29 protein-coding genes are annotated in these 25390 nt (G+C 58.3%); 9 read left to right on the plus strand and 20 right to left on the minus strand.

Annotated elements, in window-relative coordinates:
• Positions 1-18: 18 nt before the first annotated feature.
• Genes OIM11_00410 through OIM11_00430 form a run of 5 tightly spaced genes read right to left on the minus strand, consistent with a single transcriptional unit; the run spans position 19 to position 1857 of the window.
• A complete protein-coding gene (locus OIM11_00410; GenBank protein ID HJI99612.1) occupies positions 19-384 on the minus strand; it encodes an arsenate reductase family protein in 366 nt (121 codons plus the stop codon).
• A gap of 14 nt (positions 385-398) precedes the next feature.
• Positions 399-746 (minus strand): hypothetical protein, encoded by a 348-nt coding sequence (locus OIM11_00415; protein ID HJI99613.1) that lies wholly within the window; start codon positions 744-746, stop codon positions 399-401.
• Between the two features lie 13 nt (positions 747-759).
• Complete coding sequence (gene msrA, locus OIM11_00420; GenBank protein ID HJI99614.1) at positions 760-1284, minus strand: peptide-methionine (S)-S-oxide reductase MsrA; 525 nt, start codon at positions 1282-1284, stop codon at positions 760-762.
• Positions 1285-1290: 6 nt separating this feature from the next.
• Entirely contained in the window at positions 1291-1584 is a 294-nt protein-coding gene (locus tag OIM11_00425; GenBank protein ID HJI99615.1) for a type II toxin-antitoxin system YafQ family toxin, read from the minus strand.
• Between the two features lie 3 nt (positions 1585-1587).
• Positions 1588-1857 (minus strand): type II toxin-antitoxin system RelB/DinJ family antitoxin, encoded by a 270-nt coding sequence (locus tag OIM11_00430; protein HJI99616.1) that lies wholly within the window; start codon positions 1855-1857, stop codon positions 1588-1590.
• 135 nt (positions 1858-1992) lie between these two features.
• Here OIM11_00430 and OIM11_00435 point away from each other — a divergent pair, with 135 nt between their 5' ends.
• Both OIM11_00435 and OIM11_00440 read left to right on the plus strand, forming a co-directional pair.
• Positions 1993-2718 carry an NAD(P)H-hydrate epimerase gene (locus OIM11_00435; GenBank protein HJI99617.1) on the plus strand — a complete coding sequence of 242 codons (726 nt, stop codon included), beginning with the start codon at positions 1993-1995 and terminating at the stop codon, positions 2716-2718.
• A complete protein-coding gene (locus OIM11_00440; GenBank protein ID HJI99618.1) occupies positions 2705-3817 on the plus strand; it encodes an aldo/keto reductase in 1113 nt (370 codons plus the stop codon). The genes OIM11_00435 and OIM11_00440 overlap by 14 nt, the downstream gene beginning before the upstream one ends.
• A gap of 23 nt (positions 3818-3840) precedes the next feature.
• On the opposite strand, the gene OIM11_00445 is transcribed toward OIM11_00440, so the two are convergent.
• Positions 3841-4239, minus strand: a complete 399-nt coding sequence (locus OIM11_00445) for a thioredoxin family protein (GenBank protein ID HJI99619.1) — start codon at positions 4237-4239, stop codon at positions 3841-3843.
• A 254-nt stretch (positions 4240-4493) separates the two neighbouring features.
• Between OIM11_00445 and OIM11_00450 the strand changes: the two genes are divergently transcribed.
• The 3 genes from OIM11_00450 to OIM11_00460 are packed head-to-tail and all read left to right on the plus strand — an operon-like array spanning position 4494 to position 6445.
• Positions 4494-4922: a helix-turn-helix domain-containing protein gene (locus OIM11_00450; GenBank protein HJI99620.1), complete on the plus strand. Its 429-nt coding sequence runs from the start codon at positions 4494-4496 to the stop codon at positions 4920-4922.
• Between the two features lie 23 nt (positions 4923-4945).
• Entirely contained in the window at positions 4946-5782 is an 837-nt protein-coding gene (locus tag OIM11_00455) for an ABC transporter ATP-binding protein (protein ID HJI99621.1), read from the plus strand.
• Positions 5783-6445: an ABC-2 transporter permease gene (locus OIM11_00460; protein HJI99622.1), complete on the plus strand. Its 663-nt coding sequence runs from the start codon at positions 5783-5785 to the stop codon at positions 6443-6445. It begins immediately after the preceding gene.
• 141 nt (positions 6446-6586) lie between these two features.
• On the opposite strand, the gene OIM11_00465 is transcribed toward OIM11_00460, so the two are convergent.
• The 6 genes from OIM11_00465 to OIM11_00490 form a co-directional block, all read right to left on the minus strand.
• Complete coding sequence (locus OIM11_00465) at positions 6587-7120, minus strand: GNAT family N-acetyltransferase (GenBank protein HJI99623.1); 534 nt, start codon at positions 7118-7120, stop codon at positions 6587-6589.
• A 244-nt stretch (positions 7121-7364) separates the two neighbouring features.
• Complete coding sequence (locus tag OIM11_00470; protein HJI99624.1) at positions 7365-8504, minus strand: DUF5692 family protein; 1140 nt, start codon at positions 8502-8504, stop codon at positions 7365-7367.
• A gap of 16 nt (positions 8505-8520) precedes the next feature.
• A complete protein-coding gene (locus tag OIM11_00475; GenBank protein ID HJI99625.1) occupies positions 8521-9111 on the minus strand; it encodes a TetR/AcrR family transcriptional regulator in 591 nt (196 codons plus the stop codon).
• 136 nt (positions 9112-9247) lie between these two features.
• Positions 9248-10747 (minus strand): ATP-binding cassette domain-containing protein, encoded by a 1500-nt coding sequence (locus tag OIM11_00480; GenBank protein HJI99626.1) that lies wholly within the window; start codon positions 10745-10747, stop codon positions 9248-9250.
• Between the two features lie 186 nt (positions 10748-10933).
• Positions 10934-11242 (minus strand): hypothetical protein, encoded by a 309-nt coding sequence (locus OIM11_00485; GenBank protein ID HJI99627.1) that lies wholly within the window; start codon positions 11240-11242, stop codon positions 10934-10936.
• Positions 11239-11514, minus strand: coding sequence for a type II toxin-antitoxin system Phd/YefM family antitoxin (locus OIM11_00490; protein ID HJI99628.1), 276 nt, complete (start codon positions 11512-11514; stop codon positions 11239-11241). The genes OIM11_00485 and OIM11_00490 overlap by 4 nt, the downstream gene beginning before the upstream one ends.
• A gap of 340 nt (positions 11515-11854) precedes the next feature.
• Between OIM11_00490 and OIM11_00495 the strand changes: the two genes are divergently transcribed.
• From OIM11_00495 to OIM11_00505, 3 genes are all read left to right on the plus strand, one after another.
• Positions 11855-12823, plus strand: a complete 969-nt coding sequence (locus tag OIM11_00495) for an amidohydrolase (protein HJI99629.1) — start codon at positions 11855-11857, stop codon at positions 12821-12823.
• Between the two features lie 88 nt (positions 12824-12911).
• Entirely contained in the window at positions 12912-13898 is a 987-nt protein-coding gene (locus tag OIM11_00500; GenBank protein HJI99630.1) for a 2-keto-3-deoxygluconate permease, read from the plus strand.
• A 26-nt stretch (positions 13899-13924) separates the two neighbouring features.
• Positions 13925-14806 carry a LysR family transcriptional regulator gene (locus OIM11_00505; GenBank protein ID HJI99631.1) on the plus strand — a complete coding sequence of 294 codons (882 nt, stop codon included), beginning with the start codon at positions 13925-13927 and terminating at the stop codon, positions 14804-14806.
• A 36-nt stretch (positions 14807-14842) separates the two neighbouring features.
• Here OIM11_00505 and OIM11_00510 read toward each other — a convergent pair whose 3' ends face one another.
• The gene (locus tag OIM11_00510; protein HJI99632.1) at positions 14843-15370 is read right to left on the minus strand and encodes a zinc ribbon domain-containing protein; all 528 of its coding nucleotides are present in this window, start codon (positions 15368-15370) and stop codon (positions 14843-14845) included.
• A gap of 76 nt (positions 15371-15446) precedes the next feature.
• Here OIM11_00510 and OIM11_00515 point away from each other — a divergent pair, with 76 nt between their 5' ends.
• Positions 15447-15791, plus strand: coding sequence for a nitrous oxide-stimulated promoter family protein (locus OIM11_00515; protein HJI99633.1), 345 nt, complete (start codon positions 15447-15449; stop codon positions 15789-15791).
• Between the two features lie 93 nt (positions 15792-15884).
• Here the strand turns inward: OIM11_00515 and OIM11_00520 are convergent, their stop codons facing one another.
• The 7 genes from OIM11_00520 to OIM11_00550 form a co-directional block, all read right to left on the minus strand.
• On the minus strand, positions 15885-16442 hold the full coding sequence (locus OIM11_00520) for a flavin reductase family protein (GenBank protein HJI99634.1): 558 nt from the start codon (positions 16440-16442) through the stop codon (positions 15885-15887).
• A gap of 19 nt (positions 16443-16461) precedes the next feature.
• Positions 16462-17154, minus strand: a complete 693-nt coding sequence (gene tenA, locus OIM11_00525) for a thiaminase II (GenBank protein ID HJI99635.1) — start codon at positions 17152-17154, stop codon at positions 16462-16464.
• Positions 17155-17384: 230 nt separating this feature from the next.
• Positions 17385-18608: an MFS transporter gene (locus tag OIM11_00530; protein ID HJI99636.1), complete on the minus strand. Its 1224-nt coding sequence runs from the start codon at positions 18606-18608 to the stop codon at positions 17385-17387.
• A gap of 242 nt (positions 18609-18850) precedes the next feature.
• Positions 18851-21565, minus strand: coding sequence for a LuxR C-terminal-related transcriptional regulator (locus tag OIM11_00535; protein HJI99637.1), 2715 nt, complete (start codon positions 21563-21565; stop codon positions 18851-18853).
• Between the two features lie 216 nt (positions 21566-21781).
• Positions 21782-22219, minus strand: coding sequence for an FKBP-type peptidyl-prolyl cis-trans isomerase (locus tag OIM11_00540; GenBank protein ID HJI99638.1), 438 nt, complete (start codon positions 22217-22219; stop codon positions 21782-21784).
• A gap of 124 nt (positions 22220-22343) precedes the next feature.
• Positions 22344-22850, minus strand: coding sequence for a hypothetical protein (locus OIM11_00545; protein ID HJI99639.1), 507 nt, complete (start codon positions 22848-22850; stop codon positions 22344-22346).
• Complete coding sequence (locus OIM11_00550; protein HJI99640.1) at positions 22850-25213, minus strand: molybdopterin-dependent oxidoreductase; 2364 nt, start codon at positions 25211-25213, stop codon at positions 22850-22852. Before OIM11_00550 ends, OIM11_00545 begins: the two co-directional genes overlap by 1 nt.
• Positions 25214-25390: the final 177 nt, after the last annotated feature.

Raw genomic sequence — 25390 nt, forward strand, 5'->3', positions numbered from 1 at the left:
CAAACCGGCAAGCTGGAGCTATAGACCCAGTGCTCGCATCCAGGCATCTTCCTTGAAACCAGGAATCGCCATCGCGTTGGTCACCAGCAGGGGACGTTTCACGAGCATGCCATCGCTTGCCAACAGGGCGTATTGCGCGGCTTCGTCCATGTCGGGCAGCTTCTTCGACAGCTCCATCTCACGGTAGAGCATACCGCTCGTGTTGAAGAAGCGCTTGAGGGGGAGCCCGCTTCGCTCGTGCCATGCGCGAAGCTCGTCGGCGCTGGGGTTGTCCTCCACGATGTGGCGCGTCGTATAGCTCACACCATGCTCGTCAAGCCATTTTTTGGCCTTCTTGCAGGTGGAGCACTTCGGGTATTCCAGAAACAGGACTTCGTTGGACATGACAGCTCTCCTTGCTAAAACAAGCTCTCGCCGAGGTACTTGTCATGGGGCATTACGAGACAGCGCTCAATGGGCTTCCAGTAGCTTTCGTACAGGGCTTTCTGGGCTAGCCCGTAGTTTTCCTTCGAGTCAAACTCCCAGACGAGCACATACTTCACGCTCTTCACGACACGTGTGAGTTCGATGGGTGGCAGGCCATCGCGAATCTGCTCCATGTCGACACGATATCCACGTTTGATGAAGCGCAGCGACAAAAGGCCCGGCTGTTGCTCGAGAAGCTCTTTTGCCTCCAACATGAGTGTCTCGAATTCCTCGACCTTCTGTGGTTTCACCTGATATATGCACACTTCTACAAATGACATTGCTGCTCCTCTTTCAAGCCCCGAAATCCGCCGCGTGCTCGGCGATAAACGCGTTGGCATCCGCGAGATTCACATGGCAGTAGCCAAAAGGGTTTTTGCCAAGATAGTCCTGATGATAGTCCTCGGCCGGATGGAAGTTTGCGAGCAGTGCAGCTTCCACACGTGGCTGTTTTCCAGCTTTGTGCGCAAGCTCCATGAGCAATGATTCTGCCGCACGGGCATCCGCCGGGTCCGTCCAGTAGATTCCGGTGCGATACTGCGTGCCCACGTCATTGCCCTGGCGATTGAGTGAAAATGGGTCGATGGTGCGCAAGTAGGCCCGCAAGAGCAACGGCAGCGAGATCACGCCAGCGTCATACGTGACCTTCACGGCTTCAGCCGCGTTTGTCGTGCCCGCGCACACATCCTCGTAGCTCGGATTCTCGACGCTCGCATTTGCGTAGCCGACCTCGGTGTCGATGACACCGGGGAGCTTCTTCAGATACGCTTCGGTGCCCCAGAAGCACCCGCCGGCAAGATATATCTCATGTACGTTCATGATGCCTCACGAGCGAAATATCTCGTCGTGGCTTCCCGTGCGTTGAAAATACGCGACATCATCGCGAACTGCCCACACGAGCAGCCAATTGCCAGCATTGCAGACATGGCATTCGTTGGAACCATCCCATGCACCGCCGAGCGTGTGCATGTCATGCCGACGAATGAGTTCTTCGCGTGACTCAATCGTGTTTTCGAGGATGAGCTTGATAACCGGCCGCAGGGCACTCGTATCAACGTGCTTCTTTTGCAGCCTCTTGATATCGCGCAAGATGGCGGGTGCAAAATCAGAATCCAGCATGGGCTATATCCCCAATGCCTCGAATAGCTCTTCAGCTGTCTTGAAGCGACCGCCCTTGCCACTTGCAATCATCTCGTTCGTCTCGCGGATGGCCTCGAGGCTCTCCTCGTTGGGCTCTTCCTCGCAAAGGTCAAGCGGAATGCGCCTCGTGCGCGCAATCTGCGCCCAGAGGGCACGAGTGACACTTGCCAAATCGAGGCCGTAGAACTTGGCGACCTCTGCCGCCTCGTTCTTAATGTTTTCGTCTACGCGTATCGCATATGTCGTGCTCATGATGTCCTCACTTCATGTTTACATTTGTTATACATATAATAACATTTGCAAACATCCGAAACAATCACGCGAATGATTAAAGGCAGGTCGTGAGATAATGCGCTGCAAGAATCAACGAGCCCCGAAGGGTATTTCATGACACGAGTTACTGACATACAGTGCGTGGACGGCGATATCGCCCAGGCCCCAGTGCTCGATGTGGCGGATGTCGTCGCGCTCGAGCAGCGCGTCGCACGGGATGGCACCTCGTTGTTCGATCTCATGACACGCGCGGGAACCGCTCTTGCTCGCGCGGTCGAAGCGCACGCTGTGCCCGGCGCCACGATTGTCATCCTCGCGGGCTCGGGCAACAACGGTGGCGACGGGTGGGTGGCCGCGCGTGCACTTGCCGCGGCAGATCGCAACGTCACGCTCGTCAGCAAGGTCGTCCCCGAAGAGCTAACGGCGGAGCCAGCCCGCACGGCTGCGCTCGAGTCTGCATCTACCGGTAGCTTTGACCTTGCCATCGCCCCGTCAGATGCGAAACTGGCACGGTTGCTCGACAACGCCGATGTCATTGTCGACGCGATACTTGGCACCGGCTTTGCCCACGACCGGGTACGCGAGCCCTACGCAACGTGGATTCGTCTGGCAAACGAGGCGCATCGCAAGCACGGTGTGCGCATCGTCGCAGCCGATTGCCCCAGCGGACTCAGTGCCCAAACCGGCGCAACCGCCAGCGAATGCATCGCGGCCGACGAGACCGTTACGATGATCGTGCCCAAGACCGGGCTTCTGGAATCGCAAGCGCGTCCATACGTGGGCACGCTTCTGCTTGCCCTGCTCATCTCGATTGAGGAGTATTTTGATGACCTGCTTTGACGACGTCCACGGTAAGCTGGGATTTGGCCTCATGCGCCTGCCGAAGATCGATGGCGAGATCGACATCCCGCAATTCGGCGACATGGTCGACGCCTTCCTCGGTGCCGGCTTCAACTACTTCGACACGGCCTGGGCCTATCCGGGAAGCGAGGAGGCCACGCGCAAGGCGCTGGTCGAGCGCTATCCGCGCGATGCGTTCCTGCTCGCCACCAAAGCCGCCCCCTGGTTCAAATGCAATAACGCCCAGGAGGCGTACGCCCAGCTCGAGACCTCGCTCGAGCGCACAGGCGCCGGCTACATCGACTACTACCTCATGCACAACCTGGGAAGCGTGCGCACCGAGGTGTTTGACCGCTTCGACATGTGGGAGTTCGCGCGGCGCAAGCGCGAGGAGGGCGTCATCCGCCATCTCGGGCTTTCCATCCACGACAGCGCCGATGCGCTTGATGCCGTGCTAGATGAGCATCCCGAAGTCGAGTTCGTGCAGCTCCAGCTGAACTATCTCGACTGGGATAACCCGGTGCATCAGAGCCACGCATGTCTCGAGGTCGCGCGCAAGCACGGCAAGCCCGTCGTGGTCATGGAGCCGCTGCGTGGCGGATTGCTGGCAAATCCTCCCGAATCCGTGCGCCATGTCTTTGAGCAAGCCGACCCGACGAGCTCGTGTGCGTCGTGGGCCTTACGCTTTGCTGCCAGTCAGCCCGATGTGGCTGTCGTGCTTTCGGGCATGAGTGACCTTGCGCAGATGGAAGCCAACATCCACACCATGCGGGATTTCAAATGCATGGGTGCCGAGGAGGAGGCGGTGATTGCGCGTGCGCAGGACGAGTTCGCGAAGTTCGACCTCATCCCCTGCACCGGATGCGATTACTGCGCGAAGGCATGCCCGGCCAACATCGGCATCTCGGGCGCACTGCTTGCGCTCAATGCGCACACGATGTTCGGTAGCTACAAGAACGAGTGGATCGTCGGTGGCGAGCGCAAGAACAAGCGCAAGCCGAGCGAGTGCCTGCAATGCGGTGCCTGCGAGAAGGTGTGCCCGCAGCAAATCCCCATCGTTGCCGACCTCAAACGCGCGGTCGAGCTGCTTGGCTTGTAAATGGCAGGGCGCTTTCGCCTGTCTTATTGGAACGCGATGCTACTGAGCGACTGCTCTACGCTTGGCGTGAGCTCGTCAACCTTGCCCTCGGCAAATGCCAGGATCTCGTCCTTTGTGAGGAAGCCCTCGTGCTTGGCAATGAGTTCTCCGTTATCGACGAGAATGAACGAGGGGGTCTCAGAGATGCCGTAGACATTACCCTTGGTCCACATGACTTCGGCATTCGCATGATAGACCTCAACACCGTGCTCCCTGATGGCAGGTGCCATCTCGTCAAGCAGCGGGGCTTCGCGCTGGCAGTGGGGACACCAGGTTACGAAGAACTCGACCATGACGCGACCGGGGGCATTGTCGACCTTTTGCTCCCAGGTCTCCTCGTCTTTTATCTCCATGATTACATCGCTATCGAATACATCTTGCATGGCGAATCGCCTCTTTCCGATGATGCGGCGCTTGTCTGCGCCTGCTAACTTCCATGCTAGCACCAGTCAACACCGATGATGTCGTCAATACGACTTCTCCAGATATATTTTGACAAAAGATAATCTCGACGAGTGGGGCTTCGTACATTGCGCATGTCACCCAGACATGACATATTCGCCCGATTATCTCCACTTCAAGCTGGTGGATTGCGCGTATTTGCTGTCGTACACTCTTTCGCGGAGGTGCGAAACGTATGATTTCTCAGAACATTCGCTCGCTGCGTGAACACGAGGGGTTTACCCAAGAGGCGCTCGCGAGCCGTCTGGGGGTGGCGCGGCAGACGGTTGCCAAATGGGAGTCCGGGGAGGCCACACCGGACCTCGAGAACGTTCGCGCCCTCGCAAGGCTTTTCGGCGTGTCCATCGACGATTTGGCCAATCACGACGAAGTGGCAAGCGGCTACCCCATTCCCCCGCGCGGCAAGCATATCTTCGGTGTGGTGCGTGTGGGCGAGCGGGGGCAGGTGGTCATTCCCAAACGCGCACGCGAGGTGTTCGATCTCGTGCCTGGCAGCGAACTACTCGTGCTCGGGGACGAATCGCAAGGGCTCGCCCTGCAGAAAGTCGAGGATGCGCTCGCGATGATGGAATCCTTTGGCCGAGCAATTAACGAGAGACACTAGCGGCACACGCGGAAAGGTAAATCATGGCTCAAGATTCTGCGCCCCTGGTAGAAGTCAGGGGGCTTGGCAAACGTTACCCTGCGTTCACGCTCGAGGACGTGTCCTTCGCGGTTGGTGCCGGCTCGATCACGGGCTTCATCGGGCGCAATGGCGCAGGCAAATCCACCACGCTGAAGTGCCTGGAAGGCTCCGTGCACCCCGATGCGGGAAGCGTCACGTACTTCGGACAACCTTTTGCGGGACACGAGGAACAGGCCAAGCGGCTCATCGGCTTCGAGCTGGGCGGTGCCGACTTCTACCGCAACAAGCGCGCGTCCACCATCGCCGCCGTCACCCGTCGCTTCTACGATAACTGGGATCAGGGTGCTTTCGAGAACTACTGCCGGCTTTTCTCCGTCGATCAAGCCAAACGTGTGAAGGAGCTGTCGCAGGGCATGCGCGTCAAGTTTGCCGTGGCCCTCGCGTTATCGCACCGCTCGAAGTTGCTCGTGCTCGACGAACCCACGAGCGGATTGGATCCCGCTTCGCGTGAGGAAGTGCTCGACGTTTTCCTGCAGCTCGCACGCGACGAGGGAGTGGGGATTCTGTTCTCGACACACATCACGTCCGATCTCGACAAATGCGCCGATCATATCGTCTACATCGAAAACGGCCGCATCATCGGTTCGGGCGCGCTGACGGACTTCAAGGACTCGTATCGCGTGGCGCCGCTTGCCGAGGCCAGAGCCGCAGGTACGCAGGTCATCGGCATCCGCCATTCCGTCTTGGGCGACACGGCGCTCGTGCCCGCTTCGGCGGGCATCGGCACGGCGGCAACTCTCGATGACATCATGACCCACGCCCACAAGGAGGTGGCCTGAATGCATGCGCTTTTGGCAAAGGAGTTCCGGCTGGTGGTACATCCCGCCACGTACATGCTTGTCGTGCTCGGGGCGCTTGTGCTCATTCCGAGCTGGCCATACGCGGTCATCATCCTCTATGGCATCCTGGTGGCCTTCTTCAACGCCCAGAATGCTCGCGAGATGCGCGACCTTTCCTACTCGTTTGCCCTGCCGGTATCACGCCGCGACATGGTGCGAGCGCGCGTGCTTGTCATGATTATCATCGAGCTGGCGATGACGACGATCATGGCGCTGTGCATCTGCTTGCGCCCCGTTCTCGGCATTGACGCAGTCGCCGCAACACAGCCGATGGTGGGATTGCCGGCCAATATCGCGCTTCTGGGCTTCACGCTTGCGACCTTCGGCATCTTCAACCTCGTCTTCTTCGCGCTGTATTTCAGGAATCCTGCGAAGATCGGAATGCCGTTTCTCCTGGCTTGCATTCCCGTGACCGTATTTGGCGTTACGTTCGAAGCGGCCCCGTTCATCCCCATCGAGGCATGCGCGCTCATCAGCACGCCGGGATTCGGAAACCTTGCCGCCCAGCTCATCGTGCTATTCGCGAGCATCGCGTTCTTCGTCGCGCTCAGCGCGCTTGCAACCAGGCTCGCCTCGCGCGCCTTCGCCACGTACGACGCGTAAAACCCAACCCTACGTCAGACACGAATCTTGCCCGCCTCTCGAGAGAAGCGATAGATTAAACGGAGCATTGTATCGATGTCAGCCCTTTGATTATGCCGCTTGTCCATTGTTCCGTACGGAGGCTTCGCGCCACAGCCGCTATCACAGCGCGTACTCGAACATGTCAAGGTCGACGGTTCCCAAATCATCGTAATAAACTGAATGTGCGCCGTGATTGACGAAGCCGAGCTTGTCGTAAAGCCCATGGGAGCGCACGTTGTCGACAAAGGTGTCGAGCTGCAAGGCGCGCAATCCCTCCCCACGCGACACGTCAATCGCAAATTCCATGAGCATGGAGGCGTAACCGCGACCATGATATGCTGGCCGCGTGGCAACCGAATGCACGATGCCGAGCTCGTCAAGGGGCGCGTCCACCTTCCAGGGCACGGCCTCGTAACCGGGTGCTCTGTCATGATTGACGACAAGCGCTGTGGCAATGTTGCCATCCTCGGCGATGCCAATGAACATGTATCCTCGCTCCACCGACTCACGCAAATGGGCGTCACTCGGATGCTTGTCATGCTGCCAGAGGATGTCAAAGTCCGTCCCCTGCATCTCCTCGATCATGTTGTAGTAGAAATCCATGACGGCATCTTTGTCCGCCAGCGCTGCCCTGCGCGTCAAAAGGAACCCCATCGTACGCTCCCCATCGTTCGTGGCCTTTGCTACAGGATAAACGCTCGCATGCACATGCGACATTTCATCCCGCGAGCGGCTGGGCGGCAATGGGGCGAAAATGTGACAGGTGCCTGGCACCTGTCACATTTTCGGGGAGAACGAAAGAGAAGCCGCCCAGTGGGACGGCTTCTCTCGTTGGGAGCTGATGCGAATGGCCATGGGCCGAAACGGCCATCCGCATCATACGGAATGGAGGGGCGCGTTACTCGCGCTTGATGGTATCGACCTCGACTTCAGTTTCGTTGGCATCCTTCCTCACGTACACGAAGCCCAGCTCGCCGTCCACGGGCAGCTCGTTGTAGGCGACCATCTCGGCAATCTCGGCCGGCGTGGCGCTCTTGGGCTCGGTCTCAAGCAGATAGGCGGTGTCAGCACGACGCGCCATGGCATCCCTGAAGTCCTTCGTGCCCACGAAGACCTCCTGCTTGTACGGGTTGACGTGCAGCTTCTTGGAGCGGTAGATGATGTAGCCAAGCGCCAGGATGTTGGCAATCAGGGCGATGGAGGCGACCACGGTGTTGACCGCCGGGTCGTTCACCGACTGCACCGCGAAGATGGAGTCGTTGGCGAACATGGGCACCATCTGGCAGAACATGCACCACATCGAGAGAGTAAACGCACGGTTCTGGATCCAGCCGCCCTTGTTCCAGATGAGGCCGGCGATGGTCGGTGCCAGAAGGAGCGCAATGCCACAGTACCAAGAATGCGTCGGCAGGCAGTTGTAGGTGTAGCAGAAGTTCCAGAGGTCGTAGGCGATGATGAAGACCCACGTCATGTCGGGCCACAGCATGTCCTGGCGCTTCTTGGAGATGTAGATGCCGAACCAGCCGGTCATGCACAGGATGTTGAGCAGACCCGCGCAGCCGTTGAGCACGTTATGCCAGCCGCCATTGAGCAGCACACCTTCGTCGGTGACGAAGCTGGAATCCCAGGCGACGATGGCGCTCTCGAAGTCGCTGGCCACGGCAATCAAGATGTTGATGGCGACGATCACGAACGGGAACGCCTTGAACCAGTGGGAGCGGCCGATCTTTCCCCAGGAATACTTGAGGGCCATGAAGCCGATGCAGCCCGCGGTCGCGGCATACACCTTGGCGTAGTGGAACCAGCCGCCCATAGTCTGATAGGTGGGGTTGTTGAGCGCCCATTCGGCACCCATGGCCGCGCCCACTTCCACGGCGATGCAGTACACGGTCATGAAGCCGCATACGCCAATAAACATGAAGATGCCGCCTGCCTTCGTGCGGCGGGCAAACTCGTTGAGCAGGATGAGCGCGACGAGCACCATGATGAGACCCATCCATTGGAATGGGGCGTTTGCCCCGTAGACGTCAAACAGCATTTCAATCCCTCCTTGCTTAGGACCTATCGAGATGGAGTGTCTGAGCAATTACGTCGGCGATAATGGCGTCGTCGGCATCCGGATGCTTGCGCAGATATCCAATCACACCGAGTACAAGCACGTAGAACGTCTCGTACAGGTGTTGAATCCGTATGTCATGCAGCTCCGCGTAGTCGCGGACGGTGGTATCGATGATGTAGCGCGTGGTCTCATCCGCCACGCGGTTCACGAACTCGAGGTAGAGTGCCGCGTTCTCGCGCGACGAGAGCGCAATGTGGAACGCGTCGTCCTCGAACAGGCCGATGCGCAGAAGCTTGACGATCGTGCGAAGCGCATGGTCGATGTCACCTTCGATGCGCCCTTCGTTCCAGAGCTCGAGGGCTTCGATGTAGTCCTGGATGTAGTCGTCGAGGACGGCAGAAGTGACGGCATCCTTGTCCGGGAAGTAGTGATAGAAGAGCGTGCGCGTAACGCCGACGCGCTCCGCGATGTCCTTCACGGTCGTGCGAGAGAGGCCACGCTCCTCGTAGAGCTCGCGTGCTGCTGCGACGATTTCCAACCGACGCGCATCACTGCGACTTGTCGATATGTCAGTCGTGTTCTCCACGTTCACTCCCCGTCTCTCAATCCGCGTATTAGGCTATCGCGACGGTCGACACAGGGTCAATGAACACAATTGACGAAACGTCAATGAGAGGAGGAGAAAATGTGACGGGCGCCTGGCACCTGTCACATTCTGCGGGTCAGAGGACTTCCAGCGAGAACGAGTTCACATCGCCGTCGTCGCGCTCAAGATGCCAGCGTATATCCGCCGTCCTCTCGAGTAGGCGCTCGTCGTGACTCACGAGCAGCAGTGCACCCGGATAAGCGACGAGTACACGCTCGAGGGCTTCGATGGAACCGAGGTCCAAGTGATTGGTCGGCTCATCCATGGCTATCAGCACCGGCTGCCGCAAGATGCCCTGCGCGAGCATGAGCTTGCGCATCTCACCCGGGCTCAGCTCGCTGCCATCCAGGATGCGGTCGGGATCGGAGTTGAGCTGCGCCACGATGGAGAGCACGCGCCCGCGCTCGTTGCGAGACATGTCGCTCAGCGCCAACATGATGTGTGCAGCCTGCTCAGGGCCAATTTCCTGCGGGATATACAGGGTGCTCAGGTCATTCGGCACCGCCTCCATGAGAGCCGTGAGCAGCGTCGTCTTACCGCTACCGTTGACTCCGGCGATGCCGATGTGCTCGGTATTGCCCACCGCGAGGTCGGGCACATGAAGCCGATGCTCGCCGCGCGTCAGGTCGCAAGCCTCCATGCACACGAACACCTTGCGGGGGCTTGCCTCGGCGTCCATCCAGATATCGCCCGCGTATTCCTTGTTCACGTACGCATCATCAAGCGCCTGCTGCGCTTTCTTGAGGCGCGCACCCATGCGCGTGGAGAGCTTGCCAGCGACGCCATCCTTCCCGGTATACACCGCAAGCTTGATGCGCTCCTTGCCATCATGGTCCTTTGCGTCAAGGTATCGGGCGCTTCGCTTCGTAGCCGACCTGCTCGCCTCGCTGCTTCGGCGCGCGGCTTCCGCTTGAAGACGCGACACCTCGCGCTTGGCGTCCTGCCTCTGCCGCTGCGCGCTCGTAGCTTCGCGCGCTGCCTGGCCCTTCACCTGCGTATAGCTGCCCGGACGCATGATGACGTTTGGACCCTCGAAACACAGGCATTGGATGACGAGGTCATCCAGGAGCTCGCGGTCGTGGGATATCAGCAGCCCTAGGCCCTGATAGCTCGCGAGCGCGTGCGCGATAGCATGGCGTGTACGTGCGTCCACATGGTTGGTTGGCTCGTCCATGACGAGCAAGTCCGGCTCCTCCCAGAGCGCAACCGCAACTTGCAGGCGCTTCTGCTGGCCACTCGAAAGCGTGTCGTAGCGCCAGGGCCAATCGTCATCGATGCCGAGTGCCGCGCGCAGACGCACGGCGCGTTGCCCCCATGAGCAAGCGAAGTCTTCGAGTCGCGCGGGAGCGATGGTCGCGTCTTGCTCGCAGTAGGCAGCGACAAGCCCGCATGGAGAGGCCGCTCCGCTATCAGGCGAAAGCAGCCCAGCCGCGATGCGGGCAAGCGTGCTCTTGCCGCAGCCGTTATTGCCGATGATGCCCGTCCAACCTTGCGGGAAGACGGCGCTCACATCCGCAAGCACGGTTTGGGTCGAACCGGGATAGGAATAGGAAACATGATTCAGGGTAATCTGCATGGGGACCTCGCTTGATGACAGTGCAGCATGCCCGCCATCGAAGACGGCTTGCCGCGAAACGGAATGAGTCATCAGCTAGAGGCGCAAGGTCCAGTTCCCCTCATCAGAGCTCGGCATCTTGGCGCGCCACCGCCACCGAGCCAAACAGCGGCCACATGATAGCACAGAGGGCAAGTGAGCTACCGCCTATGTGCCGAAGCGTTTTGTTGGGTCGGTACGCTGGTCTTCGATATAGGCGACATTCACTTTGAGACAGGACTCGTCGATATCGTAATAAATGCCATAGTGGCCAGCGTAGACAACCATGATTGGTTTCTCCGGCGTAGCCGCTTCGTAGAGCGGATCGTAGGTACGTCCCATCGTGGGAGTTGTTGCAAGCGCTTGCAAGACATTGTCGACTGCCCGCAGGTCGGCCCTCGAGCCAATTGCCATTAAGGCAATTTCTGATGTCGGAGAAAGGATGACCTCGTAAAGAGGCAAATCGTCATCACTCATAAGCTCAGCTGCTCACGAATCGCAGCGTAGGGACGCCCCTTGCCAGCAGCGATTTCCTCGCGCCCGCGCTCGATCCCCTCGAGTGTCCGCACCTCTCGCTCAAATGCCGCATTCCGCAAGTCGAGAGCATGCTCGAACGCGGCTGCATCCATAAGCACAAGGTCCGCCTCGCCGTTCTTGGTGATGTAGATCGGCTCCTTGATCTGATGGCAGAGCGCAGCGACATCGCCCATGTTCCGTTGCAACTCCGTGGTCGTTCTCATGACAGGCATCGTTACCACCTCTTTCGCAGAAGAAGTATACCACCTATCTGATTATTCTCTGATTACACTTCAACGGCATCTTCATCGGCAAACAGGGTTTTTCCTTACTGGTTTCTCGCTGCACAACCAGCGTTCCTGGGTTTCCGGGGGCGCTTTGCTTTCGGATGTTTTCGTATGCGCGTATTTGGGCGATTGATTCTGTTTTGGAAATTCTGACACGCGATAAGAGATGGTAATAAACGCAAGGTCAGAGCATATAATTAAGCCATCACGATAGCTAAACCGGTTTGCTGTCTTCAAGTCTATCGCCTCTAGTCATAGCGATTGGAGGTCTTGGAGGTATGCGCACATGAGTTATGGCTATGTTGATACGCATTGTCATTTTTTATCCCCAACAATCGAGGAAGCATTCGAGGACCACGATATCGACGTTGCGGCTATTGAGGGCTTTCCGGTGCCTAGGTATGGTCAGGATTGGACCGTCGAGAAGCATCTGGATAATGCACGATGCAACGGCATAGGGCTTTCGTTTCTGTCCTACTCCGCCCCTTTCCCTCATTTCGGGGACGAGGCCGCATTGGTTGAAATATGCCGTCAGTCGAACGACATGCTGGCAGAGATAAAGCTAGAGCATCCTGATGAAATTGGATTTTCTGCGCTGCTGCCTGTTCCCTACATGGATGCAGCTATTGCCGAGACAAGACGGTCGATATGTGATCTCAATGCAGATGGCGTAAAGCTTCCAAGCAATGTAGACGGGCTGTATCTTGGAGCCAAGGAGTATGATCCCCTCTTTGAGGTTTTAGATGAGCTGAACGCTGTTGTTACCATTCACCCGGAACAGCCTCCCGTAATCCCGCAAGATGTTTTTACTGCAGGGCCACTCCCCCTCTTCGAGTATGTTGGCGATACTACCAGGGCAGTGACGAACATGATCGCTAATGGCACTGTCGAAAAATATCCAAACATCAGCTTCCTCGTTCCGCACTGTGGATCATTTCTTCCCGCTGTTATTTACCGGCTTAACGGCATGATGAATAACGTTCTTATTCCTAAGGGACTGGCGGATCCATGCGATGTTCTTGGACAAATTAAATCCATGTATTTTGACGTCGCAGGAGACGCGTTGCCCGCGGCGCTCGGCGCACTGATTACGATGGTTGGGACCGAAAAACTCGTCTATGGCAGTGATTTCCCCTACACGCCTGGTCCCGCCATAACCCAGAAGCAGAAGGCTTTACTCGAGTGCGCCGAGCTTGCAGATTGCCAGGAAGATGTATTTCGGAATAACGCCCTGAGACTATTCAAGCGAATCTAACGCATCCGAATCATCCCCAGATATTGTCTGCCGAAAGCAAGGACCCTCAGGTTGCTTTGTATTGATTTCCCACAGGGAGGAGATTGTCATGGTTGATTTTTATAAATTCTTCGGAAAGGTTCCGGGCGGATCTATCCTTATTCCACTATTCCTGTTCGCGATTATTGGAACGATTTTCCCAGACCTCTGGAAAAGTCTGGGTGGCATGTCCCAGCAATTATTTAGCGGCGGTGCGCTCGTTTTGTCAGGCTTGCTTATGTTTGCAAGTGGCGCAACCATTCGCCTGAAGGATCTCCCGAAGCTCCTTAAACGGTTTGGCTCTTTGACTGTCGCAAAGCTTGTATTTGGAGTGGGCTTGAGCATCGCCTTTATCTTTGCGTTTGGCATGGATGGCGTTTTCGGAATCAATGCGGTGGCATTTACCGCGGTGATGTGCGCCTGCAATCCCGGAGTTTACGCCAGCGTCATTGAGGAGTATGGCGAGCCAGAAGAGCAGGGAATGTTTGCCATCATGATGGTCCTGACTACTCCGGCTATTCCCGCTGCTATAATTTTAGCCACGGGCGGTACAGGTGGATTTGATTGGGTAACTATTCTCACCATCTTGATTCCCTTCTTCCTGGGCCTTGTCATGGGTAATCTTGACCCCAAGCTTGCCAATATGAACAAAACCATGACGCCTCTTATTTTGCCCTTCCTCGGCTGCTGCTTCGGTTCTGGCTTGAATCTTATGCAGTGCGTAGAAGCCGGTATTCCAGGAATACTCCTGGCGCTTTTTGTCTTTGTCGTTTTTGCCATCGTGCTTACGTTTACGGATAAGGTAATAAACAAACGACCTGGATATGCTGGTGCTGGAATGTGCACGACAACGGGTTCTGCAATGCTTGTCCCTGCTATGCTTGGAGCTAACTTCGCAGCTTATGGGTCGGCGGCAATCACTCAAATCGCTCTCACCCTATTGATTACCGCTATTCTGACACCCCTGCTCGTGAAATTCATCGTAAAGAGATCGGGCGGCAGCGAACGATATAACAACCTGCAGGCGCAGGAGGCTAAGGAGTTGCCGAAGTCGTAGAATTGGATGCAGCTGAAGGAGGCAGCATGCGAGTCTCTTGGATTGAGCAATTTCTTCATCTATGTGACACGCTCTCGTTTCGGGACGCCTCCGAACAGCTGTATCTTTCGCAGTCGAGTTTCAGTAAACATATTGCGTCGTTAGAGAAGTATCTAGGCGTGACACTTGTGGACCGAACTACACGGTCTGTGCGATTGACCGCGAAAGGGGAAGCTTTTCGCGATGCGGCTTTGGAATTCATGGCTGCGTTCAACACCGCGGTAAAAGACATCCAGGAAAACAGAGCGGTGTCCGGATCGCTGATTATTGGAGGGGCGATTCGGATACCGCTTTTTTCTCATGTACTCAATTGTTTGCTGCTTTCAATGGAAGATAAGTATTCTGGCGTGCGAATAAGCGTTCGTGACACTGAGGTTCAGGACTATCAGCCATTGCTACTTCAGGAAGGCTACGACGTTATCTTCTCGATTTTAGATTCCAATCTTATTGGCTCCGAGTTTGGAACTTTGGAGATTGGGAAAGTTCCCATATACGCATGGCTAAACGAGGATAGCCCTCTGCTTTCCATCGAGCATTTGACGTGCGCGGATATAGATGGATACTCCGTGCGGTTTCTAGAGCCAGAAAAGCGACAGCGTTATATATCTCGAATCATGGCTCTCGTTCAAGATAGAGGAGCATGCATCTTTGAGGGCAAGCCTGCCAATCGCTCATTTTCTGGCAATCCCAATGAGATAGTCGGAATACTTCCCGGTTTCGATGCTCCATTGAATACGAGTCTCGTTGCCCGCAAAATTGAAGACATCGAGAATGTCTCCATTGGGGCGATTTACCTGAAGTCCTCTACTTCCGAAGCTCTGCCCTACTTTCTCTCAGAGCTTTCTAGAATTAAGGGCATTGCCGAATAAAGCCGATAAGGCAAAAGGTGCCGGACACGTCTTGCCCTATTCTTCCTTCCAGCGCTTGAGCTCGGGGAGCACGATGCGCATGAGCGAGATGGCCTCGTCGGGAGCGACGTCGTTGGTCTGCGCCATCATGGGCGCACAGGTCTCGATCATCTCGTCCATCGTGCAGTCGGTGGCGAAGCTGCCATCCTCGCTCACGCACCACTTGCACCACTCATCCGAGAACGTGCCGTCGGCATTGTGAGCACGGAATTCATCCGGCGTGAGGAACATGCCGCAGCTCTGGCAGAACGTGCCTTCGGGAGGCATCTCGAGAAGCATCGTCACGGGCACGTCGAGCGTGACGGCAATGAGCTTGAGCATGTCGATGCCCGGCTTCGTCTCGCCGCATTCCCAGCGCGATACCGCCTGGCGCGTCACGTAGAGTTTGTCGGCGAGTTGTTGCTGGGTCAGGCCGCGCTCCTCGCGCAGCTTGGGAAGCAGTTCGTTCACGGGCATGCCGAAGGCAGCCTCGCGCAATTTGGGCTTGGCACCCCAGGTTCCGGCGGCGGATGCGGTATCGGTCATGGTCAATCCCCTCTCGGATTGCGAATACGTGCCTTCATTCAAGCACGACCATGAGCGTCCGTAAAGCAACGAGCAGTTGCCTTATGCATTCGTCTATACTGGCTTCATGGAGAGAGTAGACAAAGACAGGCGCACGATGGAGGCCATTGGCCGCATTTACTGCAACGGCAATCACGATGGCGTCGAGAAGGACGCCGCTGGCATGTGCCCGGAATGCCGCGAGGCCATCGAGCAAACGCTCGCTCGCGCGGCCTCGTGCCCCCATGGACATGAGGGCAACTGTCAAGATTGCGAGACGCATTGCCAGCGCGGCGAGGCGCAGGCGCGCATCAAGACCATCATGCGCTATGCCGCTCCGCGCATGGCCTTCCGCCATCCCATCATGACATTCGAGTACCTGCGCAAGAAGCAGCGTGGCTAATTTCGCGTACGTGGGACAAACGTCTCCGGGACGCTTGTCCCACTCTGCAAAATGTGACAGGTGCCAGGCACCTGTCACATTTTTCTTGTCTGCCTATTCGATGACGTAGGCGGCGACGATTTCGCCGATGAACATCGTGTGTGAATCGCGGTTCGCCCCGCAGCTCGAGCTGTCAACATCTTGCGGGTAGAACTGCGTGCGATATGGCTCGGCGATGGCGGCCTGCACCTGGTCCTGGCGATATATCGTGCGACATTCGAGCGTGAGCGGGAGCTCCTTGATGCCGGGCACGCTCACGACCTCGGGCTCGACGAGCGTAAGGCCGAGTTCGGCAATCTTGTCCATCGTACGGCCGCTCGTGGAACCTGCGGTGCCGAGGATTGCACGCGCGGTCTGCGCGTCGGGCACGTTGATGGTGAACTCGTCGTTCACATCGAGCAATTCGTGTGTGAAGCGACCCGTGCGAATGTAGGCCGTGAATGCCGGACGGCCCCACACGGCACCAAGCGCTCCCCAGCCTATGGTCATCGTGTTGACGCGCTCGTTCGCCTTTGTGGTAAGGAGCAGGTCCTTCGCGATTTTCGGCACGATATCCGATGCGTGCTCGAGCGGGTCAATCGTGCGCCTATTCGCTGCAAGGTACTGAGTCATGGCTGTCCTTTCTCGGGTGCTAGCGGGACTCTGCATGCGGGACAGGCGTATACGTCTCGCCCTTCGACCACGCCATATCCCAGAACTGATATTCGTAATAGATACAATCAAGCAGTATGTCATCGAGGTGCTTGAGACGTTCCTCGCTCAGACCGCTGCAATATCTATCGACGAGCGCAATCATGTCGTCGTTGGCCTGGCGGTATTCGGGTGAGGAGTACATGTCAATCCAGCGCGTGTAAAACGAGTTGCCTTCGCGTGTGTTCATCTCGCTCAGGTGATCGCCGATGACCTTATAGCTCCACGAGCAGGCAAGCACCGCCACCGCAATCTCGGGCAAGCCGCCCTTTGACACCTGGGCAATCATGTAGTCCGTGTATGACTTGTTGTTGAGCGCCATGGGCGTTGCGGCAATCGCCTCGGGCGTGACATCGAGCTCCTTCAGGTATGCCTGGTGCACGGCATTCTCAGTGTCGAGCGTTGCCCTGATGAGGTCTGAGTACATGCGCATGTCGCCCTCATCGGTAGCCTTGACTAGGCCAAGCGCAAAGACCTTCGCGTATTGCATGAGGTACTTGTGGTCCTGGATCATGTAGTAGCGAAACTTGTCCTTTTCGAGCGTGCCATCGCCGATTCCCTTCACGAAGGGATGGTCGAAGTAGGTTTGCCACACGGGCATCGCCAGGTTGTAGAAGCGCTCGCTTGGTTTCATGGGTCCTCCAAGGGTTTGGGTTTTTCAGAGTATAGACGACCCGGCGCAAAGCGCCTCGGGAAACCCGAAGGCGTTGACCTGCGGAACAAGACAAGACGTGCCCGGCACCTTTTGCCTTATCGAATAGCACATGAAACAACAGCGCCCTCGGAAACCCGAGGGCGCTGACCTGCCGAATGAGACAAGCGCTCGCACTCGCTGTCTCATTCTCGTTTTCGCTTCGCGTAACCTTACTTGAGCTTACCGCGCAGACCGAAGATGACGGCGAGTAGGCCGAGCGTGAAGCACGGCACGAGCACGTACCAGCCTGCCATCGTGTAACCGACGGCCGCGATGACGTTGCCCATGAACATCGAGCCAAGGAACATGCCGATGCTCTGCGCGCAGGCGAGGGCCGCCGTCGCGCCGGAGATGAGGTGCGAGGGCACGACCTCGGAACAAGAAGCCCAGAGCATGGCCGCGACGCCGCCACCGGTAAAGCCGTTCAAGATGATGACGATGATGTACACGTACAGGTCGGTGATGGAGAAGACCATCGCACCGAAGATTACGGCACTCACCATGCAGAAGATAAGCACCTTGCGACGCGACTTGATGGCGTCGGAAATCTTGCCGGCGATCGGGCTGAAGCACATGCCCCAGAACGCACCCGCGCTCACGAGACCCGTGCCCACGATGAGTGGCGCGTTGAGATTCTCCATAACGTAAGCCGACAGGAAGCCCTGGCTTGCGATGAAGGCACCCTCCTCGATGAAGAACACGAAGGCAAGAACCCAGACGACCTTGTTGCTGAAGAGCTCCTTGTAGTTGAAGGATACCTCGCCGGACTTCTCCGCCTCGTCGATGTAGGGATCGCTCGGATCGCGATACACGATGAGGAAGGTCGCGAGCACGACGATGTCGAGGACGAGGAGCATCCACCACACGCTGATGAAGGTACCCGTCGCCTCAGCAACGGCACCGTCGATAATCGGCGTGATGGCGTTTGCCGTCGCGACCCACGCGCCCCAGATGCCGAGCGGCAGACCACGGCGCTCCTTGGGGAACCACGGAGTGATGGCCGTGACGCCGATGACGCCCATGAGGCCGAAGCCGGCACCCTGGATGATGCGCGACACCATGAGCACGGCGACATCGCCAGCGAGAATGCCGATGATGTTACCGATGATGCCGCAAGCAAGTGCAATGGTCACCGACCAGCGAATGCCCAGACGGCGCACGAACGATGCCGCCGGGAATGCGATGACCGCACCGAGAATGTAGAACACGCCGTTGACCCAACCAAGGATGTCCGGGCCAAAGCCGTATGCCTGCATGACAAGTGGCGCGACCCACATGGTCTCGCCCATGTTAGCGGGCATGCAGAAGCCCGCCATGAAGACGACGAACACGACGGCCCAGGCGCGGCCACCTTTCATGTTCCCCTTCTTCGTCGTTTGAATAGCCTCTTCCATTCCGTATCTCCCCTCACGAATGAACGATGGAAGCTGACCAAGACGTCCGCAATCGACACTCGTCATGGCGCCCCTTGCGCCTGCCAATCCGCATCCCTCTTGGCTGCCCGGACATACGCCCGGAACCCTGCTTTCAATCTAAAGAGGAATGCATGCGCGAAGTAGACCCACGCAAGGGGTTTTTATGGGGTGAAGAGGGTGAGACGCAGACGTGGGTTATGCGAAGAAATGCCCGATGGCAGCTACTCAACGCCTGAGCTTTCGACATCACCCGCATTCGAGCTTGCCCGGTAGGCTTCCGAACGCGTGTGTACCCCGAGCTTCGAGTAAATGTTCTTGAGGTGCGTCTTGACGGTGTTTTGCGAGACGTTGAACGAAAGCGCTATCTCGGAACGCGTCATGCCGGAGTTGAGCCTCTGGAGAATCTCGCGCTCGCGCTCGGTAAGCGAGTAATAGCCCTGCACGGCGCCCTCCCGGAAGGCCATCTTGTCTTTGATCTCCTCTTCCGTATCGAAGAGCAGCAGCACAGACTTAGCGTGGTTGCGAACGGCATAGGAGCTCTTGCGCGAAGTCGCGAGCTGCAAGAGTAGCTCATGCATGCAGGTGCGTCCCTCGAGGAACACACTTTTGAAACCGCCGTGCATGGCGAGTTCGACGGAACGGCTCAGCTCGACCATGGCACGTGCATCGTGCCCCATCTCGGCGTGATAGGACGCACAGAGCACCGCGAGCTGTGTGGCAAAGTAGATGCTGCCCGTCTCGTCAATCACCGGGCGCTTGCGCTCGAGGAGCTCGAGGCATTCCTCGCGTCGACCCTCATGCCAGAGCATGCGGGCTTTCGCGAAGGCGCAATTGATGGAACGGAACACATCGGCATCATCCATGAAGGCGTCAATGATGGCTTCGCAAGAACGCGCTGCCGACATCTCGTCGAGCTCGGCAGCCAGGGCAGCTTTGAGAGCATAAGCGCGCATGTCCATGTTGCGCGGAACACGTTTGCCCTCCATAGCATCCACCGTATCCGACGCGATCTCGAGCGCGGCAATTCGATTACCTCCCACGCGGCGCAGACGAGCGCGTGCCATCTGCACATCCACGTACATGTCGAGATTGGTGTCCGTGGAAACGCAGGCAAGCGCCTCCTCGAGACATTCCTGCGCAGCTTCGAGCTCATGGCGCTCGATGAGTATGGACGCACGCACGGCGAGCAGCGCTCCGTACAGCGGCGTTCCCTCTTCGCATAAGGTAAGGCCTCGCTTGATGGTCTTTTCCGCCTCCTCGAAATCGCCGATGTAGAAGTAATGCTGGGCGAGCAGGTTGAGGTCGAAGAGCTGGTAGAACGGGGTATCGCAGTGCTCGGCAAGCGAATAGGCCTTGAGGTACATGTCGCGCCCCTCGCGCACCCGCCCCAAGCGCTCGAGATTCTCGCCAGCCATATGATTGAGCAGGCAGTTGAACGCGAGCGGAAGCGCCTCCTCTTCATCCAGAAGCGGCTGGATGATTTCGAGCGAACGGGCGCTGTCGCCTTCGAGTGCCACGCACAGCGCATCGGCAAAGCGGTAGGGCTTATCGCTCGTGGTGTCACCCTCAATCACGTGCGCCTGGTCGAGCCATCGCCGCGCTTGCTGCACATCACCCGCAGAGATGCAGCTCCAGACGGCAACCCACGCCAGGTACGGCTCTTCCATGAAGTCCGCGGCATCTCGCGAAAGCAAGTACCCGTAGAGCGATTCATTTCCCGAATCAGGACGCTTCAGGCCCGTCGAGCCCTCGACGGTGCCCTCGAGATAGAACGGGTCCGTGCCCATCGCCAGGTACTTGCCGTGACGGGGCATGTCGCCATGATCGCGATACCAGTTGCTCGCCTTCATCGCGAGCTTCTGGAGCCATGATAGTTCCCGTGATAGCAGCAGGTCGCGCAGGTACGCGCGCAGCTGCGGTGACAGCTCCCAGGTATTGGGCTCGGGCGTGGCGGCTACGAAGAGGTTCTTGCGCTCCAAATCCGCAAGCCTCGATGCCGCATCCTGCGATTCCAAAAGCAAGTCGCAAAGCTCGGCATTCGCCGTATCCGTGAGCGACGCGCAGAGCAGGAGTTCCATATCCTCGGCAGACACGCGTTCCACGAGTTCGCGTTCGAAGAAACGCTTGCAGCATGCGCGCAGAATCTCTGATGCAGGCTTCGCGGCGGTCTGCCGGTCAAGCGCGTAGCGGATGAAGGAGAGGCCGAGGGGCGTCTGCGCGAGGTCATACGAGCCAATGGCATCGATATCGTCCGCCGTCAAACCAAGCTGCTTTCTCAGCAGAGCCAGGCGCTGCTCGTCCCAGCGCGTGTCTTCCGTGCCAAACTCGAGAACCTCGCACTCGAGGGCGAGGTCGGACAAAGCCGAAGGGATGTATGTTCCCGCGACGATGAGGTGCACGTTGTCCGCAACATATCGATTAACGTAGGCGATTGCCTCAGATAGCTCAGGCGATGCGGCTTGCTCGTATCCGTCGAGTATGATGACAGCGTGCTCGACGTCTTCGAACGCCGCGTCACCGCAGTTGATGAGCGTGATGGCGAGGGCTTCGGCATTCGACGGATCGCTCAGCGAGGCCGCCTGCTCACTAAAACACGTGTCGAACGCAGAGAATGCTTCGGCAAGGGCGCGCATGAAACGCAGCGGTGACGCGTCGTTGGCATCGAGGCTCACCCAGAAGACCACGCATCCCTCGCGCTGAGAAAGCTCGTCATACCATTGGGATAGCAGGGCCGTCTTGCCCGTACCGGCGGGGGAAGCGACGAGGCAGATGTCCCAGGTGCCCAAGTCCATGATGAGCGGCGTGATACGCTCCTCAGGAATGAGGGCGTATTTGCCCTTCATGCGGGGAGGCTGGAACTTCTTCTTCAGGAACGGAAGATCCCGCGCCCGATCAGCATGCTCCGCGATCTGATTCTGGGACTTCATCGTGTCCATTGGAACCCCTCGATCCTCCGCGTTGGCCTGGCGGTGCGTACGCAACATACCCGCAGCTCGTGCATGTGCCCGAGTCGGCGTCTATCATGCCCTGGCACACGGGGCAGCGAAACGCATTCCCGGCGCGTGTCATGTTGAACGTCCGGTCAAACTTGCCGCACCCGTTGCACCCCGGCCCCTTGCATGGAAAGCAGTTCATGGCTGCATCTGGCGATTCTAGCCAACCAGGTCTTCCAGTTTCAGCCAGTATACTAGCGTCTTCTCGGCAAGCGGATGGTTGAAATCGACTTTCACGGTCGAGTCGGTCGCCTCAATCACGCGCACCGGAATCGGCATGCCGGAAGCGGGGTTCGTCCACTTGAAGGCGCTGCCCACTTCGAGCTCATCGCCAAACGGAAACATCGTGCGCGGATAGACCTGCACGCCATCGGGGTCATGGCGGCCGTAGGCCTCCTCGGGCGGTACGGTAACGGTACGCTCCTCGCCCACTTCCATCTCGCTCAGCACGTCCTCGATGCCCGGAATGACCGCTCCCGCGCCCAGAATAATCTTGACCGGCTCACCCGCAGAGTGGTCATCGAAGGGCTCCTCGCCCTCGACACCACCGCGATAGTGGACGAATGCGGCTTGGCCAAATCGACTGTTGTTCTTCATGGTCACTCCTTCGAAGACATCGCCAGCAAATGGATTAGGGCGGTCATGGCTGGAGACCGCCCTAGAGGAGGGATTGAGGACGGGCGGTGGGATTGCCGCCCGTCCAGGAGTCATTGCAAAGAGCTTACTCCACGAGACCCATCTCGAAGTGGTCGTCGTCGCTGCGACGATGCGCGGCAGTCGACCAGCTCTCGTTGGCCTCGACCTCGACCTTGGCACCATCCAGGCCCTCGGAGTTGCTCTTCTTCGTGGGCACGAACTTGCCCTTAGCGGTGAGCGGCTTGTACTGCGGGAACCACAGCACCTGCTTGCTCTTCTCGGTCATCTTCTCGGCAAGTTCCACAATGGGACCATAGGTGATGACGTTGGCTAGGCAGTGGTGCACGCAGGCCGGCTCGCGGCCCTTCGAGGTACGCGCGACGCAGAGGTCGCACAGGTCGGTGGGAACGGGCACGTAGTTGTAGTCGAACACGCCAGTGCCATCCTCGATCTCCCACGGTCCTTCCTCGAGCACGCGGATGCCCCACTTGCCCACGGGATAGTTGTGGGTCTCCTTGCAGGTCACCTCGCAGCTTTGGCAGCCGGAGCAGTACTCGTAATCGATGAGGAGTCCGTATGCTTCCTTGCTCATTATTGGTCCTCCCTCTTGAACTTCGTCCAGACCTCGTTCATGTCGGTGTCGAGGCACTCTTCAATCGGCTTGATGTTGCACAGCAGGCACTTGAACGGCGCGCCGAAGCCAAGCTTGCCAAAGTGGAAGTTGGGCACGAGGTTGTTGACGTTGCTACGCCAGTTACCGTAGAGATTGGGCTCGCTGCCGTCTTCCTCGGGGAACCACCAGGCATGCTGGCAGTGGATGGTATTCTCGTCGACTGTTTCGGTGACCTTGGCCTTCTGCTTGCAGCTGCCGAACTGGTTCCAAATCTCGCACCACTGGCCGTCCGCGATGCCAAGCTTCTTGGCCGTCTTGGGGTTGACCTCGACGATGGGGTCGGGGTTGAGCTCGCGGCAGAACGGAATCTGGCGATTCTCGGAGTGGAAGAAGGCGTACGGACGCGCACCGGTCGTGAGCACGAAGGGATACTCCTCCAGAAGCTCCGGCGTGTTGCGCGGGCTATACTGCGGCTCGTCGTAGTAGGGCAGCGGGTCATCATCGAACTGCTGGAAGATGGTGGAGTAGAGCTCGATGCGGCCGGTCGGCGTATTGAAGCCCACCTTGCCATCAGCACGCAGCTTGCCGCACTCGTTCTTGCGATACGTCACCTCGTCCTGCACGTACACGGCAGGCGCGACCTCGCGGAACTTGAACTTGTTGGACAGACGCAGGTGGTTGATGAAGTCCTCGACGGTGTCGTAGTCGGTCCACCACTGCGGATTGAGCGCCTTGCCGAGCTTGAAGCATGCCTCGGCGTCGGTGAGCGCCTCGCCCGTGCGGGTAGCCGCCTGCGAGAAGCCCTTGATGCCCATTGATGCGCCGTAGTGCGTGAAGGTCGTGCCCTCGCGCTCGGCCGACGCGGCCAGCGGCAAGAACACATCGCACGATGCCTGCGCCGACGGCGTCATGAAGGTGTCGATGGTGAAGCAGAACTCGAGCGACTTGAGGATGGCGTCATGCCAGCGCTTGGGCTCGGCAGAGGTACACGACATGAGGTTGTTACCGCAGTACATGCCGAACTTGATGGGATAGGGCTCACCCGTCTCGAGAGTCTGGAGCATGAGGTCGGCGTGCGCGTTCATGATGAGGTTGCAGTACGCCGGGTATTCCGCCAGGCCGATCATCTCGCCGACGAGGTCGCCGACGCCCTTCTCGAAGCCGAAGCCGACTTCGTTGAGGCCGGAGGTCACGTCACCGAGGACGTTGCCGCCGGGCACGTCGACGTTGCCGGTGATGGCCATGAGGTCGAGGATGCACTGGCCGGCCTGCATGCCGTTGGCCTTCTGGTCGATGGCGAGGCCCCAGGAGATGCATGCGGGCTTGGCCTGCGCGTACATGCGCGACGCCTCCACGATCTTCTCCTCGGGAATACCGCAAATCTCGGCGGCCTTGGCAGGCGTCATACCCTTCTCGGGATCGTTGATACGAGCCTTGAGCTCGTCGAAGCCGTAGCACCAGTACTCGACGTACTCAGCATCGTAGAGACCCTCATTGATGATGACCGAAAGCATCGCCATGGCGAGTGCAGTGTCGGTGCCGGCGCGCAGGCGCAGGTGGATGTCGGCACGGCTCGCGAGCCAGTTCATGCGCGGGTCGACCATGATGAGGCGAGTGCCACGACGCATCATGTCGATGACGGCATGGCCGAAGAGGCCGTCGCCATTGGACGACAGCGGCATCTTGCCCCACATGATGAGGCACTCCGGCAGCTCGTAGGCCGGGTCATCGAAACGGCCAGGCAAGGCGCAGGCATAGTCGATTTCGGGATAGGCCGAGCCGATGATATAGCTCGAAGCAGCCAGGCGCGGGATGTAGCAGGCATAACCCGACTGCGTGTAGCAGTAGTTGGGCGTGCCGAGCATAACCGAGCCATAGGGGTTGAAGGTGCCACCCTCACGACCGGTGCCGGTGAAGCACACGCAGCTCTCGCGACCGTACTGCTTGGTGATGCGGTCGTAGTTCTCCTTGATGATGGCCACGGCCTCATCCCAGGTGCAGCGCTCCCATGCATCGGCGTCGCCGCGCTTCTCGGGGTCACGCTTCATCGGATAGATGATGCGGGAGGGATTGTACATGTAGTCCATAAGCGTGAGACAGCGTACGCAGAGGCGACCCTGCGTGATGGGATGGTTCTCATCGCCCTCAACCTTGACCACACGGTCCTTGCCGTCGGTGTAGATCTTCAGGCCGCAACCGGTGGGATGGCATCCCGGAGCCGACCACGGGGACAGGCGCGTGACGGTGAGACCGTCTTCCTCATAGCGCCAGGGCTTTCCGATGTCGTTGACGTCGGAGAGCGTATCCAGTTTCACAACCGGGGCAGCTTTCATTTCTTCCATGAATGACCGCCTTTCTCCTTCTCTCAGTTGGTTTTGAAACCGACGAGCTGACGAGTGCCCGCCGATACAGAAAGTCTAGAAAGCGCGTATGGGGTGGTCATGACCCGCAGGGAATGGACTTGGGGGTGAGATGAGAGGGTGAGAAGTAGCCCGCATCAAATGAGACAAAAGTCGCCG

The sequence above is a fragment of the Coriobacteriaceae bacterium genome (genome assembly GCA_025992705.1).
Classification (GTDB): Bacteria; Actinomycetota; Coriobacteriia; order Coriobacteriales; family QAMH01; genus QAMH01.

What these genes read in the sequence shown, in the direction of transcription:
- OIM11_00410 (HJI99612.1), bottom strand. Translation starts at nt 384, where the DNA reads ATGTCCAACGAAGTCCTGTTTCTGGAATACCCGAAGTGCTCCACCTGC.
- OIM11_00415 (HJI99613.1), bottom strand. Translation starts at nt 746, where the DNA reads ATGTCATTTGTAGAAGTGTGCATATATCAGGTGAAACCACAGAAGGTC.
- msrA (HJI99614.1), bottom strand. Translation starts at nt 1,284, where the DNA reads ATGAACGTACATGAGATATATCTTGCCGGCGGGTGCTTCTGGGGCACC.
- OIM11_00425 (HJI99615.1), bottom strand. Translation starts at nt 1,584, where the DNA reads ATGCTGGATTCTGATTTTGCACCCGCCATCTTGCGCGATATCAAGAGG.
- OIM11_00430 (HJI99616.1), bottom strand. Translation starts at nt 1,857, where the DNA reads ATGAGCACGACATATGCGATACGCGTAGACGAAAACATTAAGAACGAG.
- OIM11_00435 (HJI99617.1), top strand. Translation starts at nt 1,993, where the DNA reads ATGACACGAGTTACTGACATACAGTGCGTGGACGGCGATATCGCCCAG.
- OIM11_00440 (HJI99618.1), top strand. Translation starts at nt 2,705, where the DNA reads ATGACCTGCTTTGACGACGTCCACGGTAAGCTGGGATTTGGCCTCATG.
- OIM11_00445 (HJI99619.1), bottom strand. Translation starts at nt 4,239, where the DNA reads ATGCAAGATGTATTCGATAGCGATGTAATCATGGAGATAAAAGACGAG.
- OIM11_00450 (HJI99620.1), top strand. Translation starts at nt 4,494, where the DNA reads ATGATTTCTCAGAACATTCGCTCGCTGCGTGAACACGAGGGGTTTACC.
- OIM11_00455 (HJI99621.1), top strand. Translation starts at nt 4,946, where the DNA reads ATGGCTCAAGATTCTGCGCCCCTGGTAGAAGTCAGGGGGCTTGGCAAA.
- OIM11_00460 (HJI99622.1), top strand. Translation starts at nt 5,783, where the DNA reads ATGCATGCGCTTTTGGCAAAGGAGTTCCGGCTGGTGGTACATCCCGCC.
- OIM11_00465 (HJI99623.1), bottom strand. Translation starts at nt 7,120, where the DNA reads ATGGGGTTCCTTTTGACGCGCAGGGCAGCGCTGGCGGACAAAGATGCC.
- OIM11_00470 (HJI99624.1), bottom strand. Translation starts at nt 8,504, where the DNA reads ATGCTGTTTGACGTCTACGGGGCAAACGCCCCATTCCAATGGATGGGT.
- OIM11_00480 (HJI99626.1), bottom strand. Translation starts at nt 10,747, where the DNA reads ATGCAGATTACCCTGAATCATGTTTCCTATTCCTATCCCGGTTCGACC.
- OIM11_00485 (HJI99627.1), bottom strand. Translation starts at nt 11,242, where the DNA reads ATGAGTGATGACGATTTGCCTCTTTACGAGGTCATCCTTTCTCCGACA.
- OIM11_00490 (HJI99628.1), bottom strand. Translation starts at nt 11,514, where the DNA reads ATGCCTGTCATGAGAACGACCACGGAGTTGCAACGGAACATGGGCGAT.
- OIM11_00495 (HJI99629.1), top strand. Translation starts at nt 11,855, where the DNA reads ATGAGTTATGGCTATGTTGATACGCATTGTCATTTTTTATCCCCAACA.
- OIM11_00500 (HJI99630.1), top strand. Translation starts at nt 12,912, where the DNA reads ATGGTTGATTTTTATAAATTCTTCGGAAAGGTTCCGGGCGGATCTATC.
- OIM11_00505 (HJI99631.1), top strand. Translation starts at nt 13,925, where the DNA reads ATGCGAGTCTCTTGGATTGAGCAATTTCTTCATCTATGTGACACGCTC.
- OIM11_00510 (HJI99632.1), bottom strand. Translation starts at nt 15,370, where the DNA reads ATGACCGATACCGCATCCGCCGCCGGAACCTGGGGTGCCAAGCCCAAA.
- OIM11_00520 (HJI99634.1), bottom strand. Translation starts at nt 16,442, where the DNA reads ATGACTCAGTACCTTGCAGCGAATAGGCGCACGATTGACCCGCTCGAG.
- tenA (HJI99635.1), bottom strand. Translation starts at nt 17,154, where the DNA reads ATGAAACCAAGCGAGCGCTTCTACAACCTGGCGATGCCCGTGTGGCAA.
- OIM11_00530 (HJI99636.1), bottom strand. Translation starts at nt 18,608, where the DNA reads ATGGAAGAGGCTATTCAAACGACGAAGAAGGGGAACATGAAAGGTGGC.
- OIM11_00535 (HJI99637.1), bottom strand. Translation starts at nt 21,565, where the DNA reads ATGGACACGATGAAGTCCCAGAATCAGATCGCGGAGCATGCTGATCGG.
- OIM11_00540 (HJI99638.1), bottom strand. Translation starts at nt 22,219, where the DNA reads ATGAAGAACAACAGTCGATTTGGCCAAGCCGCATTCGTCCACTATCGC.
- OIM11_00545 (HJI99639.1), bottom strand. Translation starts at nt 22,850, where the DNA reads ATGAGCAAGGAAGCATACGGACTCCTCATCGATTACGAGTACTGCTCC.
- OIM11_00550 (HJI99640.1), bottom strand. Translation starts at nt 25,213, where the DNA reads ATGGAAGAAATGAAAGCTGCCCCGGTTGTGAAACTGGATACGCTCTCC.